The 14,459-nt window shown below is 66.0% G+C and carries 12 protein-coding genes; 4 read left to right on the top strand and 8 right to left on the bottom strand.

The features are described 5' to 3' along the window. Positions 1-100 precede the first annotated feature (100 nt). The 3 genes from ACZ5TO_RS02180 to ACZ5TO_RS02170 form a co-directional block, all read right to left on the bottom strand. Positions 101-2,287: a TonB-dependent siderophore receptor gene (locus ACZ5TO_RS02180; protein ID WP_464799374.1), complete on the bottom strand. Its 2,187-nt coding sequence runs from the start codon at positions 2,285-2,287 to the stop codon at positions 101-103. Positions 2,288-2,420: 133 nt separating this feature from the next. Then, a complete protein-coding gene (locus ACZ5TO_RS02175) occupies positions 2,421-3,284 on the bottom strand; it encodes a helix-turn-helix domain-containing protein (RefSeq protein ID WP_464799373.1) in 864 nt (287 codons plus the stop codon). 119 nt (positions 3,285-3,403) lie between these two features. Then, complete coding sequence (locus tag ACZ5TO_RS02170; RefSeq protein ID WP_464799372.1) at positions 3,404-4,327, bottom strand: LysR family transcriptional regulator; 924 nt, start codon at positions 4,325-4,327, stop codon at positions 3,404-3,406. A gap of 144 nt (positions 4,328-4,471) precedes the next feature. Between ACZ5TO_RS02170 and ACZ5TO_RS02165 the strand changes: the two genes are divergently transcribed. The 3 genes from ACZ5TO_RS02165 (at position 4,472) to ACZ5TO_RS02155 (ending at position 9,962) form a co-directional block, all read left to right on the top strand. After that, on the top strand, positions 4,472-5,263 hold the full coding sequence (locus tag ACZ5TO_RS02165) for an alpha/beta hydrolase fold domain-containing protein (RefSeq protein ID WP_464799371.1): 792 nt from the start codon (positions 4,472-4,474) through the stop codon (positions 5,261-5,263). 51 nt (positions 5,264-5,314) lie between these two features. Then, on the top strand, positions 5,315-6,505 hold the full coding sequence (locus ACZ5TO_RS02160) for an efflux RND transporter periplasmic adaptor subunit (protein WP_464799370.1): 1,191 nt from the start codon (positions 5,315-5,317) through the stop codon (positions 6,503-6,505). Between the two features lie 259 nt (positions 6,506-6,764). Continuing rightward, entirely contained in the window at positions 6,765-9,962 is a 3,198-nt protein-coding gene (locus ACZ5TO_RS02155; RefSeq protein WP_464799369.1) for an efflux RND transporter permease subunit, read from the top strand. A 48-nt stretch (positions 9,963-10,010) separates the two neighbouring features. On the opposite strand, the gene ACZ5TO_RS02150 is transcribed toward ACZ5TO_RS02155, so the two are convergent. From ACZ5TO_RS02150 to ACZ5TO_RS02130, 5 genes are all read right to left on the bottom strand, one after another. Continuing rightward, positions 10,011-10,136 (bottom strand): MFS transporter small subunit, encoded by a 126-nt coding sequence (locus tag ACZ5TO_RS02150; protein ID WP_281396987.1) that lies wholly within the window; start codon positions 10,134-10,136, stop codon positions 10,011-10,013. Positions 10,137-10,145: 9 nt separating this feature from the next. Next, complete coding sequence (locus ACZ5TO_RS02145) at positions 10,146-11,546, bottom strand: L-lactate MFS transporter (protein WP_184145018.1); 1,401 nt, start codon at positions 11,544-11,546, stop codon at positions 10,146-10,148. A 265-nt stretch (positions 11,547-11,811) separates the two neighbouring features. Continuing rightward, positions 11,812-12,951 (bottom strand): PLP-dependent cysteine synthase family protein, encoded by a 1,140-nt coding sequence (locus tag ACZ5TO_RS02140; RefSeq protein WP_464799368.1) that lies wholly within the window; start codon positions 12,949-12,951, stop codon positions 11,812-11,814. Between the two features lie 113 nt (positions 12,952-13,064). Beyond that, positions 13,065-13,613 (bottom strand): DUF488 domain-containing protein, encoded by a 549-nt coding sequence (locus ACZ5TO_RS02135; protein WP_464799367.1) that lies wholly within the window; start codon positions 13,611-13,613, stop codon positions 13,065-13,067. A gap of 9 nt (positions 13,614-13,622) precedes the next feature. Then, positions 13,623-13,832: a hypervirulence associated TUDOR domain-containing protein gene (locus ACZ5TO_RS02130; protein WP_464799366.1), complete on the bottom strand. Its 210-nt coding sequence runs from the start codon at positions 13,830-13,832 to the stop codon at positions 13,623-13,625. Positions 13,833-13,958: 126 nt separating this feature from the next. Between ACZ5TO_RS02130 and ACZ5TO_RS02125 the strand changes: the two genes are divergently transcribed. Next, the gene (locus ACZ5TO_RS02125) at positions 13,959-14,354 is read left to right on the top strand and encodes a (R)-mandelonitrile lyase (RefSeq protein ID WP_464799365.1); all 396 of its coding nucleotides are present in this window, start codon (positions 13,959-13,961) and stop codon (positions 14,352-14,354) included. Positions 14,355-14,459: the final 105 nt, after the last annotated feature.

Below are 14,459 nucleotides of genomic sequence, written 5' to 3'. Positions count from 1 at the left end.
GCGGGACATTGGAATGTTCGCGGCGGTCCGTCGTTGAGCTAAATCAATCCGGAGCGAAGGGGCAGTACCGGATCCGGCACGGCCCCTCCAAGTCTTATACTTACCAGGACTTGCTGAGCTTGAAGGTGATCGTGCGCGCCTCGCCGTAGCCGCAGACGTTCACGCCCTGGCACCCGCTGACATAGTCCTTGTCGAAGAGGTTCGCGACGTTGAGGGACGCGGTCCAGTCGTTCTTCTTGTAGCGGACCGCCGCATCGACGAGCGCCGCATCGGAGACCTTGAGCGTGTTCGCCTCGTCCGCCCAGGATTCGCCCTGGTAGCGGACGCCCGCACCGACGCTGAGCCCGTCGAGCGCATCCGTGGTGAAGGCATAGTCGAGCCAGAGCGAGGCGGTGACCGCCGGCACGATATAGGGCGAGTTTCCGACGAGGGACGGATTGAGCGGGTTCTTGCTGATCTCGATGTCCGTATAGGAGAAGGAGGCAAGGGCGCGCCAGTTCTCGTTCAGATTGACCTTGCCCTCGATCTCGAAGCCGCGCGACCGGACCTCGCCCAACTGGCGCGAGATCGTCGAGGGAGCGGGCTCGCTGACGGTGAAGTTCCGCTTGTCGATCTGGAAGAGCGAGGCGGTGATCATGCCGTCGACGAAGCCGGGCTCGTACTTGACGCCCAGTTCGTACTGCTCGCCCTCCTCCGGCTCGGCCAGCCCCGTGGCGGTCGTGGCGATGAGCGGGCTGAAGAAGGTCGCGACGCTCGCATAGGGCGTGACGCCGTTGTCGAATTCGTAGGCGATGCCGGCGCGGCCGCTCCAGGCGCTCTCGCTATAGCCGTAGCTGTTGGCAACGGGGTTGAACGCCGAGACGCCGTTGTCGCTGTCCGTCTTCACGACATCGTAGCGGCCGTTCAGGGTGACGAGCCAGCCATCGCCGAAACGCACCTGATCCTGCGCGTAGAGGCCGATCTGGCTCAGGCTGACGACCTGGTCGGTCGACAGCACGCCGGTGCCCAGCGGCAAGCCATGGACCGGGTCCGTGGCGCTGATCGGCGGGGTGGTGGTGCCGCAGCAATACTGCTCGGTATCGAGGCGGTAGTAGCGGTAGTCGAGGCCGGCCATGAAGCTGTGGCTCGTCGGGCCCAGATCGAACCCGGTCTCGACGCGGTTGTCGATCGTGAAGCTGTCGGCAACCGACTTGTGCTCGAAGCGGGACCGCGCCAGCTCGTAGTCGGGCCCGGTCGGAGCGCCGCCCACCCATCCGCCGAGGAAAAGGCTGTCCTCGTGCTTGCGCAGGTGGCCGTACCGGACGTCCTGGGAGAATTTCCAGCCGTTGTCGAACGTGTGCTCGAACTCGTAGCCGAGCATGTTCTGCACGTAATCGCCGTCGTCTATGCCCGGCTCGCTGTAGAAGGCCTTGCGATCGATCCTGCCGAACGGCGCGTCGACCTCCGTGCCCACATAGGGGAAGAAGCCGTTGCCGACATGCACCTGGTCGAGCGCGCCGGCATAGCCCCAGACGGTGAGGCTGGTGGACGCGTCCGGCGTGATCGTCAATTGCGGCATGAGGAAGCCGCGCAGGTCTTCCGAATAGTCGGAATAGTTGTCGCCGCCCGAGATCTTGCCGGTCAGGCGGTATTTCACGGTGCCGTCCGCGTTCACCGCATCGGACATGTCAAAGCCGAGGAAGGCGTTGCCGTTCGAGTTTATGCCCGTTTCGGCATAGCGGAGCGGGTCGTCGGTCGGCCGCTTGCGCACCATGTCGATCAGGCCGCCGGGCGTCGCGCCGCCGTAAAGAACGGAGGACGGGCCCTTCAGCACGTCCACGCGCTCCAGCATGAACGGATCGATCTGGGTGCCGCCGAAGCCGTAGGTGAAGAGGCTGAGGCCGTCCAGATAGACCCCGGTCTGCGCCACGTCGAAGCCGCGGATATAGAACCAGTCGGTATCCGGGTCGCTGCCGAACGGCTGCGTCGCGACGCCCGGCGTATAGCGCAGGATCTCGTCGACCTTGTTGGTGATCCCGCGGTCCTGGAACTCCTGCTGGCCGACGACGGAGACCGCCTGCGGGATATCGCTGATCGCCGTGTCGCTCTTCGAGCCGGCCGAAGACGCCTTGGCGACATAGCCCTTGACCGGCGCGACGGCGGAGCCCGCCTTGCCGGCCGCCCCCTCGACCACGACGGCCTGAAGCTGCGTCTCCTGCGCCAGCGCGGGCATGGCCGCGCCGAGCACGGCGGCGGCCGTGCTCGCCTTCAACAGACCCTTCATCATCCCCGGAACTCTCGTCTTCATGAAACAACCCCACCGATGCCGCAGCCCCTGCATGCGGCGTAAATAAGATGAGCAATTAACTCATCTTTAGCGGGGCGGATTGAACGCATTTGCGGTTCTTGAACGGATTTGGGCAATTTTGACCGCTTTGCGGCTACTTCTGCGCCTTGCGCCAATGGGCGGGCGGAAGGCCGGTGACCTGGCGGAAGATGCGGGTGAAATGCGCCTGGTCGGAAAAGCCCGTCTCCGCCGCGATGTCGCTCAGCGCATTGCCCTCCGACAGCAGCATCTGCTGCGCCCTGCGGATGCGCATCTTCATCTGCCACTGGTGCGGTGCCGCGCCGGTCGATGCCTTGAAGGCCCGGCTGAAATGCGATTGCGACAGGCCCGTCAGCGCCGCGAGCTCTTCGAGGCGGATGCCGCGCAGGCAATTGGCCTCGATGAAATCCAGCGCCCGCCGCAATTGCCATGCGGCAAGGGCGTTGCGCCGGCGCGGCGCGGACCGGCCGAGCTTCATCGCGTCGATGATCAGCGCCATCGCCAGCCCATCGCCGTAGAGGTCGTGCAGCGGCTGCGGATTGGCGCATTCGGCGGCGATGAGCTCACCGAGTGCAACGATCCCGGGATCGTTGAAAAGCAGGTGCGGATCGTCCAGCTTCTTCGGGTCGAGGTCCTCGCCGAGGCGCCTGAGAATGACCTGCGTATCGAAATGCAGGTCGAGATGGCGCATGGAGCGCACGCCGATCACGTCGACCCACAGGTCCATGCCGGCCGGCACGAAGGAGATCGGCCGCTGCCCGGTGTCCTGTGGCGTGGCGGCGCCGTCGGCGGTCATCTTCAAGAGCGGCCGCCCCTCGCCTTCCGCCTCGAGCAGGATGAACAGCCGCGGATCGGCGGCGATATAGTAGCCGCCGGCGCTCGGCGCGCATTCCACCTCGGTAAGATCGGCGGTGATGCCGTTCCACCGGCGGCTATGGATGTTGCCGACGACCTTGAAGCCGCTGATCCGGTTGTTCATTCGGGGCTGGAATGTCAACACGCACCCCATAAGTGGAGTATAAACTGAAACTTTCATGCGCGAAGGCGGCGCCACTGTCAATCGGGCATCTGCCCCGCGGCGCGACAAAAGCCGCAGGCTCAGGCTTTCGCCGCCCGGGCCGCCAGATGCGTGCGCGCCAGCAGGGGCACGAGCCAGTCGACGAAGACGCGCACCTTGTTGCTGAGGTGCCGGTTCGGCGGATAGACGACATAGAGGGGGACGGGAACGGTGCGCCAGTCCGGCAGCACTGGAACGAGCTGGCCTCTGGCAAGCGCCTCCTGCGCCATGAAGCACGGCATCGGCGCGACGCCGAGCCCGGCGAGCGCGGCGGCAAGGTAGCTGCGCGCGTCGTTGACCGAGACGATGTAGCGGCCGTTGACCTCGACCATCTCGCCCGCCCGCTCGAACTCGAACGGGATGACCCGGTTGGTCTGCGCGAGGAAATAGTTCACGCAATGATGCGCCGCCTCCAGCTCCGAAGGGTGCCCCGGCGCGCCGAAGGTTTCGAGATAGCGCGGCGCGGCGCAGGCGATCATGTCCATCTCCCCGACACGGCGGGCGATCAGCGACACGTTGCCCGGCGAACCGGCGCGCAGCGCGCAGTCCACGTTCTCGGCAAGATAGTCCACCGTCCGGTCGCCGACGCCGAGGTCGATATGGATATCGGGATAGCGCTCATGGAAATCGTTGAGCTCGGGGATGACGATAAGGTCGGCGAAGGCGCCCGACATCTCCACGCGCAGGCGCCCGCTCGGGCTGGTGCGCGAATGGGTGAGGCTGCCGTCCAGCTCGTCGAGCTCGCTGACGATCTGGTTCGCCCTTTCGTAGTAGAGTGCCCCGTCGGTCGTCACCATGACGCGGCGCGTGGTGCGGTTGAGGAGCTTGGTCTGGAGATGGGTCTCGAGATTCTGGATGAGGTTGCTGACCGTCGCCTTGGGCATGCCGAGCGCGGCGGAAGCCCGCGTGAAATTGCCCGTCTCCACCACGCGGAGGAAGGCGCGCATCGCAGAAAGCTGATCCATGGAACATTCCCGCCCTGGAAGATATGATTGTTCGAAATATTGGACAGTGAAATCGGTTTTACCATACTTATCCGAGGCAAAATGACGAACGATATAAATGGTGAGGGCCCCGCCTATTTCCAGACGGGCCGCAGGACAAAATCGATGCCCGTAGAGATCAAGGACATGACATTCGACACGGTGGCCCCCGGCCCCGTGCCGGTGCGCGTCTACCAGGGCGCCGAGTGCGCCAGGGGCGCGCCCGTCCTGCTCTATTTCCACGGCGGCGCCTTCAGGGAAACCGGGCTTTCGCATTGCCCGCTTGCCGAATGCATCGCCGGCACCGGCGCCATCGTCGCCGTGCCGGACTACAACGCCGCGGGCAGCGTCTTCCCCGCCCCGCTCGAGGTCGGCTTCTCCATCTTCTCCCATCTCGCCAAGAAGCGCGCGGGCCTCGGCGACCGCAAGTCGCCGCTCCTCGTCGGCGGCGAGGAGGCCGGCGGCAACATCGCGGCCGGCGTCGCGCTCAAGGCGCGCGACCACTTCGCCGACGAGCTGGACGGCCAGGTGCTGCTCTCGCCGCTGCTCGACCCGTTCATGGCGACGCAATCCTTCGGCAGGGCCGATAGCGGCATGCGCGAGCGCTGGGCGGACGGCTGGAGCCATTATCTCAGCGCCGGCGTCTGCCACCCCTATGCCGCGCCCTCGCTCTGCTCGCGCCTTGCGGGCCTCGCCCCGGCGCTGGTCCTTTCCTCGGCGGACGATCCGCTGCTCGACGAGACGCTCGGCTATGCCGCCCGCCTCACGCAAGCGGGCGTCACGGTTCGCCAGCATGTCCTTCCCGCGGGAACAGGCTGGCCGGGAATTTACGGCGGGACACTCAACGGGGCCGAACCCTGGGCGGATATCCTCTCCGACCAGTTCTGCGGCTTCATTCAAGATATTAGCGTTCACTGATTTTATATGAAAACAACGCATAGCGTGGCCTGAGGCCACAAGGAGAAAACAATGATGTCGAAGCGCAAGCGCTGGGCCCTCACGGGCGCCGGCCTGGGACTGGCCGTGTCCGTTTCTGCCGCGGCCCTGATGCTGCACCTGCCGGGCACGGCTGCGAAGGCCGAGGCCGTCGCAGTTGCCGAAGTGCCCGCCGTGCCGGTGACGGTCTCCGTGGTCGAGAATCGCGACGTCGTGACATGGCAGGAATTTTCCGGCCGGCTGGAGGCGATCGACCGCGTGCAGGTCCGCTCGCGCGTTGCCGGCGCCATCCAGTCGGTCGACTTCCGCGAAGGCGCGCTCGTGAAGGCGGGCGACCTTCTCTTCACCATCGATCCCGAGCCCTACAGGACGGCGGTGACGCAGGCCGAAGGCCAGCTCGCCTCCGCCGAGGCGCGGGTGAAGCTGGCGAAGGTCCAGCTCGAGCGCGGCGAGCGCCTCGCCCAGAGCAACAGCATCTCGCAGAGCGACATTGACCAGCGCCAGAACGCGCTGGCCGAGGCCAACGCGGCGCTCAAGACCGCGCAAGCGGCCCTGCACGCCGCCCAGCTCGAGCTCGACTACACCAATGTCCGCGCGCCCGTTTCCGGCCGCGCAGGCAAGGTGGAGATCACCGTGGGCAACCTCGTCGCGGCGGGGTCCGCCTCGCCGGCGCTGACGACGCTCGTTTCCGTCGATCCGATCTATGCGGGCTTCAATGTCAGCGAGGAGACGGTCACCGCGGCGCTCGCCGCCCTGCCCGCCACCGACGGCGCGCTGCGGCCCATCGAGCAGATCCCGGTCGAGGTCGGCACGCTCGCCGACGAGGGCACGCCGATCCGCGGCAGGCTCCAGCTCATCGGCAACGAGGTGGATGCGGCAAGCGGCACCGTCGCCGTGCGCGCCGTCTTCGACAATCCCGGCGGCAGACTGATCCCCGGCCAGTTCGTGCGCATCCGCATGGGCGAGCCGCGCGCCGAGAGCAAGATCCTCGTCAGCGAGAAGGCGGTCGGCACCGACCAGGACAAGAAGTTCGTCTTCGTCGTCGACAAGGACAACAAGGTGGCCTACCGGCCCATCGTGCTCGGCAGTCTGTCGGACGGTGAACGCGTGGTCGAAAGCGGTCTTGCGGCCGGCGACAAGGTCGTCGTCAACGGCCTGCAGCGCATCCGCCCCGGCGCCGTCGTCGATCCGCAGGTGCAGGAAAACGTCGCCTCCGTGAAGTAGGCGAAGCCCCCTCATCCGGCCCTTTCGGGCCACCTTCTCCCCCAGGGGAGAAGGGAAGAGGGCGGGCGCAGCCTCTCGTTTCCCCCTTCTCCCCTCGGGGAGAAGGTGCCGGCAGGCGGATGAGGGGGCGCGGCAATCGCCATACCCAAAAGATCAGCAGGACGCCCGCGCCCTGCCTCCAACCACAGAAATCCCATGCCTGCCGGCGGAGCCTTGCCCGCCGGACGGGTCCGTTCGTCCCTGGAGAGGGGTTCATGACATGAATATTTCCCGTTTCTTCGTGGATCGCCCGGTGTTCGCCGGGGTGCTGTCGATCCTCATCGTGGTGGCAGGCCTGATCGGCATGCGCGCCCTGCCGATTTCCGAATATCCGGAGGTCGTGCCGCCATCCATCGTGGTGCGCGCGGTCTATCCCGGCGCAAACCCCGTCGTCATTTCCGAAACCGTCGCCACGCCGCTGGAAGAGCAGATCAACGGCGTGGAGGACATGCTCTACATGAACAGCCAGGCGACGTCCGACGGCGTCCTGACGCTGACCGTCACCTTCAAGCTCGGCACGGACGCGGACAAGGCACAGCAGCTCGTGCAGAACCGCGTGGCGCAGGCCGAGCCGCGGCTGCCGGCGGAGGTGCGCGCGCTCGGCGTCACCACCGTCAAGAGCTCGCCCGACTTCATCATGGTGGTTAACTTCGTCTCGACGACGGACCGCTACGACGTCACCTATCTGCGCAACTACGCGACGCTGAACATCAAGGATCGCCTCGCCCGCATCGAGGGCGTCGGGCAGGTGCAGGTGTTCGGGGCGGGCGACTATGCGATGCGCGTGTGGATCGACCCGCAGAAGGCGGCCGAGCATGCGCTTGCGGCAAGCGACATCACCAATGCGATCCGCGAGCAGAACGTGCAGGCCGCCGCCGGCATCATCGGCGCCTCGCCGACGCCGTCCGACGTCAACCTCCAGCTCAACGTCAACGCGCAAGGGCGGCTGCGCACGCCGGAGGAGTTCGGCAACATCATCGTCAAGGCCGGCCCGGAAGGGCAGATCACCCGCCTCCGTGACGTCGCCCGCATCGAGATGGGCGCGGCCGACTATACGCTGCGCTCCCTCCTCGACGGCCAGCCGGCCGTCGCCATCGCCGTGCTCCAGGCGCCAGGCTCCAACGCCATCGAGATCGCCGACAACGTGCGCGCGACCATGGACCAGCTCCAGCTTTCCATGCCGGACGGCGTGAAATACGAGATCGTCTACGACACGACGGAGTTCGTCCGCGCCTCCATCGACAAGGTCGTCGATACGCTCCTGGAGGCGGTGGCGCTCGTCGTGCTCGTCGTCATCCTGTTCCTGCAGACCTGGCGCGCCTCGATCATCCCGCTGCTCGCCGTCCCCGTCTCCATCATCGGCACCTTCGCGGTGATGTATGCCTTCGGCTTCTCGGTGAACGCGCTGACGCTGTTCGGCCTCGTGCTCGCCATCGGCATCGTGGTGGACGACGCGATCGTCGTCGTCGAGAACGTCGAGCGCAACATCGAGAACGGCCTTTCCCCGCGCGAGGCGACCTACCGGGCGATGCGCGAGGTCTCGGGGCCGATCGTCGCCATCGCGCTCGTGCTCGTCGCCGTCTTCGTGCCGCTCGCCTTCATCAGCGGCCTGTCGGGCCAGTTCTACCGGCAGTTCGCGCTGACCATCGCCATCTCGACGGTGATCTCGGCGGTCAACTCGCTGACCCTCTCGCCGGCGCTGGCCGCCCTTCTCCTGAAGGACCACCACGCCCCGAAGGACTGGCTGACCCGCGCCATGGACCGCCTGTTCGGCTGGTTCTTCCGCGGCTTCAACCGGGTCTTCGGCGCGGCCTCGAACGGCTACGGGCGCAGCGTCGGCGGGCTCGTCTCGCGAAAGTCGCTCGTCATGGCGCTCTATCTGGTGCTGGTCGGGGCGACCTATACGGTGTTCAACGCCGTGCCCGGCGGCTTCGTGCCGGCGCAGGACAAGCAGTACCTCATCGGCTTTGCCCAGCTTCCGGACGGCGCCACGCTGGACCGCACGGAAGAGGTGATCAAGAAGATGAGCGAGATCGCGCTGGAACAGCCGGGCGTCTCCCACGCCATCGCCTTCCCGGGCCTGTCGATCAACGGCTTCACCATCGGCTCCAATTCGGGCATCGTCTTCGCCACGCTGGACGATTTCGACAAGCGCACGACGCCGGAGCTTTCCGGCGGGGCGATCGCCATGCAACTCAACCAGAAATTCGCCGGCATCCAGGATGCCTTCATCGCCATCTTCCCGCCGCCGCCGGTCAACGGCCTCGGCTCGACGGGCGGCTTCAAGCTGCAGATCGAGGACCGCGCGGGCCTCGGCTACAAGGCGCTCGACGAGGCGACGAAGGCCTTCCTTGCGAAAGCCTACCAGACGCCGGAGCTGGCGGGCCTCTTCTCCAGCTTCCAGATCAACGTGCCGCAGCTCTACGCCGACCTCGACCGGGCCAAGGCCCAGCAGCTCGGCGTCAAGGTGACGGACGTGTTCGAGACGCTGCAGATCTATCTCGGCTCGCTCTATGTCAACGACTTCAACGCCTTCGGGCGGACCTACAGCGTGCGCGTGCAGGCTGATTCCGCCTTCCGAGCGGAGCCGGAGGATATCGGCCACCTCAAGGTGCGCTCGCAGTCCGGCGAGATGATCCCGCTTGCCGCCCTCCTGAAGGTGGACGCCACGACCGGGCCGGAGCGCACCACGCGCTACAACGGCTTCCTTTCCGCCGACATCAACGGCGGGCCTGCGCCGGGCTTCTCCTCCGGCCAGGCGCAGGAGGCCATCGAGAAGATCGCCGCGGAAACCCTGCCGGCAGGCATCGACTTCGAATGGACGGACCTCACCTACCAGCAGATCCTCGCCGGCAATTCGAGCATCGTCGTCTTCCCGCTCGCGCTGCTGCTCGTCTATCTCGTGCTCGCCGCGCAATATGAGAGCCTGACGCTGCCGATCGCCATCATCATGATCGTGCCGATGGGCGTGCTCGCGGCGCTGGCGGGGGTCTGGTACACGGGCGGAGACAACAACATCTTCACCCAGATCGGCCTCGTGGTACTCGTGGGCCTTTCTGCGAAGAACGCGATCCTCATCGTCGAGTTCGCGCGCGAGCTGGAATTCGAGGGAAGGACGCCCGTGAAGGCCGCGATCGAGGCGAGCCGTCTTCGCCTGCGGCCGATCCTCATGACCTCCATGGCCTTCATCATGGGTGTCGTGCCGCTGGTGCTGTCGACCGGCGCGGGGGCCGAGATGCGCGCCGCCATGGGCCTTGCCGTCTTTTGCGGCATGATCGGCGTCACCTTCTTCGGCATCTTCATGACGCCGGTGTTCTACGTCCTCCTGCGCCGGCTGGCGGGCAACCGTCCGCTCGTCCAGCACGGCCGCTCGACGATGGCCGGCGAGCCGGACGCCCTGCCGGCACCGCAGCACTGACGAAAAAGGATGACCGGGGACGATGCCCCCGGTCACGTTGTCTGCCTGTTACTGGAACAGTTGCAGGGTATTCAGAAGGGTCTGGAAGACGCCCCAGACCAGCGGAATGCCGACGAAGCCCCAGGCGAGGACGAGCTGCAGGGTCGTGGTTGTGGTGCGATTGGTGTTTTCCATGGCCGCCTCCTATGCCTTGGCCGCTGCATCGGCGGCGCCCAATGCAGGAGTTTCGTTCTTCATGTGGAAGCGGGCGTCGACCGCCTTGACGAGGAAGTTGCAGATGAAGCCCAGCACGAACAGGCCCGCCATGATGTACATGGTGGTCCCGTAGGCCTGCGCCTTGGGAACGTCGTGGGTGACGTTGTACTGGCGGATGTAGTTCACCAGCACCGGCCCGAAGATGCCCGCCGCCGACCAGGCCGTCAGCAGAAGGCCGTGGATGGCGCCGACATAGCGGGTGCCGAACATGTCGCGCAGGTAGGCCGGCACCGTGGCAAAGCCCCCGCCATACATCGAGATGATGATGCAGAAGCACAGGACGAAGCCCGCGACGGAGCCGATCGCGCCGGTATAGGGCACGAGGCAGTAGAGGATGAAGCCCAGCGTCATGAATACGAAATAAGTGTTCCTGCGGCCGAGATAGTCCGACGTCGTCGCCCAGGCGAAGCGCCCGCCCATGTTGAAGAGGCTCATCAGGCCGACGAGGCCGGCGGCGGCGATGGGGGTGATCTGGCCGGGGAACATTTCCTGGCTCATGGCCGAGGCCTGGCCGAGCACGCCGATGCCGGCCGTGGTGTTGACACACAGCACCACCCAGATCAGCCAGAACTGCGGCGTCTTCAGCGCGTCGTAGACGTAGACGTCGTTCTTGCTGATGAGCTTGTTTTCCCTCGGGGCGACATAGCCTTCCGGCTTCCAGTCGGCCGCGGGAACCCTGACGATGATCGAGCCCACCATCATGAAGACGAAATAGACGATGCCGAGGACGACGAACGTCTCCATGACGCCGATATGGGTCTCGGTGTTGAACCTGTTCATCAGCCAGACCGAAAGGGGCGAGGCGATGAAAGCGCCGCCGCCGAAGCCCATGATGGCCATGCCGGTCGCCATGCCCGGGCGGTCGGGGAACCACTTCATCAGGGTCGAGACCGGCGAGATGTAGCCGATGCCGAGCGCGATGCCGCCGAGCACGCCGTAGCCAAGATAGATCAGCCACAGGTTATGGATGGAAACGCCGAAGGCCGAGATGAGGAAGCCGCCGGCCCAGCAGCAGGCCGCGGTGAACATCGCCCGGCGCGGACCGCCCTCCTCGACCCAGCGGCCGAACAGCGCCGACGAGACGCCGAGGAAGAAGATGGCGAGCGAGAAGATCCATCCCAGCTCGGTCAGCTTCCAGTCGTCGGGCGCAGATTCAGAAATGCCGATGAGCTTGGTCATCGGCAGGTTGAAAACGCTGAAGGCATAGGCTTGGCCGATGCACAGATGGACGCACAATGCCGCCGGCGGCACCATCCAGCGGCTGAAGCCGGGCTTGGCCACCGTGCGCTCGCGGCTGAACCAGCCGCCGCCCCCTGATCCTGTCTCCATGGGTTGTCTCCTCCTTGAAAAAATCCCTTAAAAACGTCTTCGAACGACACCGGGCACCCCTCCGTACCCGGATCCCGCGAGAAACCAGCGCTCCTCTTGGGATTCGGCAATTCTTTCATGCTCGTTCGACACGTCAAGCGGGCGAGCCCGCGCACAACCCCTTTGCACACGGGATATGTCGGAAAACGATACGTCTTTCACGCGAAAGCGGCCGCGGAAAGCCGGGCGGCCGCTCGCAGGAAGGAAAAACCGGGGCGAATCGCGCTCAGGGCGCCTTGAAGACCCCGGTATCCAGGAAGGTCTCGATGGTGTTGCTCCACGGCGCGATGTCGATGCCGTTGCGCTCCAGCCATTCGGGATTGAAATAGGTGCCGGAATAGCGGTCGCCGCTGTCGCAGATCAGCGTGACGAGCGAGCCCTCGCGGCCCTCCCTCATCATGCTGTCGGCGATGGAGAGGAGCCCGAAGAAGTTCGTGCCCGTCGAGGCGCCCACCCGGCGGAACAGGCGGTCGGAGAGGACGTGCGCGGCGGCGATGGAGGCCGCGTCCGGCACCTTGATCATGTGGTCGATGACCGTGGGGATGAAGGAGGGCTCGACGCGCGGCCGGCCGACGCCTTCGATCCGCGAGGGCGCCGTGCAGGTCGTTTCCGCGTCCCCGCTCTTCCAGGCGTCGAAGAAGACCGAATGCTCGACGTCGGTGACGCAGAGCCGGGTCGCAAGGTTGCGGTAGCGGATATAGCGGCCGATGGTCGCCGAGGTGCCGCCAGTGCCCGCGCCCATGATCACCCAGGCCGGCACCGGATGGGCTTCCCGCTCCATCTGGCCGAAGATGCTCTCGGCGATGTTGTTGTTGCCGCGCCAGTCGGTGGCGCGCTCGGCATTGGTGAACTGGTCGAGATAGTGGCCGTTCGTCTCGGCGGCGATGCGCGCGGCCGTCTCGTAGACTTCGCCCGGCGCGTCGACGAAGGCGCAGCGCCCGCCGAAGCGCTCGATGACGTCGATCTTCGCGCGGCTGGTGCTGCGCGGCATGACGGCGATGAAGGGCAGGCCGAGGAGGTTCGCGAAATAGGCCTCCGAGACGGCGGTCGAGCCGGAAGAGGCCTCGACCAGCGTGGTGCCCTTGCAGATCCGCCCGTTGCAGATGCCGTAGAGGAAGAGGGAGCGGGCCAGCCGGTGCTTCAGGCTGCCGGTCGGGTGCGTGCTCTCGTCCTTCAGGTAGATCGAGATGCCCTTCAGCCCCTTGAAGACCGGATTGACGAGGTGCGTGTCGGCCGAACGGCGGGCGTCGCCCTCCAGGATGCCGATGGCGTGCCGCGCCCAGGCGCGGTCCGCGCCGTCGAGCGAGGAGACCGGCTCCGGCTGGAACGAGGTCGAAAGCGTCGTATTGTCGGGATGGGAAGCCATCGTTCGGGTCCGCTCTGGTCAGCTATCGTAAAATCCGTGGGCGCCGGGCGCCTCTCCCGCAATAGCAGGTTCGCACCGCCGGCGCATTGCCGCGATGAGGAAAATTCGCGCGGTCAGGCCGGGTCGGGCTGCGCTACGGGATAGACGACGGATTTATCCGGTCGGATGACGGCCCCCGGCGTCAGGCGGGCGGATTCGAGCCGGCCCTTGTCCATGATGTGGATCACGGTTTCGCCGTGCGCGATCAGGTTGTCGGCGATGAGGCGGCGGTGGCACCGCCACCAGACGGCCTCCGAACACATGACCGCGCAACGTCGCTTGCGGCCTTCTCCGATCAGGTGGGCGAGCCCTGCACGGAATTCTTCCGTCAGCGCGTAGTCGGCGTAGTTGTGGAAGCTCCGGTTCTCCCACAATCCGTTGACGTCGGAGGGCTCAGCCGGCCGTCTGCCGCGAAGGCCGCCGAGCGCGGCGATATGCTCGTAGGATATCTGGTACGGCTCGAGCGCAAGCGGCAGGCTGTCTCGGTTGAACTGCGGGTTGGCCCGTGACATCGGCATCTTCCGCACGTCGACCACGCGCTCGACCCGCGGCTCCTGCAGCAGTTCGACGAACGTGTCGATGCTCCGGTTGGAGTGGCCGATCGTGAAGAACGGAAGCGTCACGCCTCTCCCCTATATGTGCCGGAGGGCGCTGCCTTTGTGAGCCGCGACGTGGTCGGTCTTGTCGCTCTTGATCTCATATTGCGGGTCTTCCTTGGAGGCGCGGTGCGTGTGGCCCTTGTAGTCGAAATCGCGGGTGTGGACCTTGACGATCGTTCCCGAGACCTGCCCCGCCTCGGAATTCCAGCCCACATGATCGCCCACCTTGAATGTCTTTGCCATCCCGGTTCCTTCCTTCGCGGCCGCCGGCGGCCTCGGCGGAGGACGTCCGACCCGATTTAGTGCTATTCCTTCAGGCGGCAAGGCTGCGCGGGTCCGGCAGCACAGGACGATGACAGGAGAACGACCATGGACATTCTACGGGCAGGTACACGATCCTCGGCAAAGGGGCCGGAGGCCTGGTTCACCGGGACGGTGCGCATCGATCCGCTCTTCAACCCGTTCGACGCCGAACGGGTGCAGGGCGCGCAGGTGACCTTCGAGCCGGGCGCGCGCACCGCCTGGCATACCCATCCGCTCGGCCAGACGCTCATCGTCGTCTCCGGCCTCGGCCGCGTGCAGCGCGAGGGCGGCGCCGTCGAAGAGATCCGCCCCGGCGACGTCGTGTGGTTCGCACCGGGCGAAAAGCACTGGCATGGCGCCGCGCCCGATGTCGCCATGACCCATATCGCGCTCCAGGAGGTCAAGGACGGCAAGGTCGTCGACTGGATGGAGCATGTCAGCGATGCCCAGTACGGCGCCTGAAGTTTGCATCCGCCAAGGCGCGTAATCGAAACGTCGCCTCCCGCAAATGCCCAGCAGCGTGCGGGCTGGAGATTGCCCGCACGCTGCCCCGAGCGCGCAAACCGG

The organism is Shinella sp. Sh6 (assembly GCF_055392685.1).
Note: the sequence above shows the minus strand (reverse complement) of the source record. Positions and strands in the feature narration are given on the sequence as shown.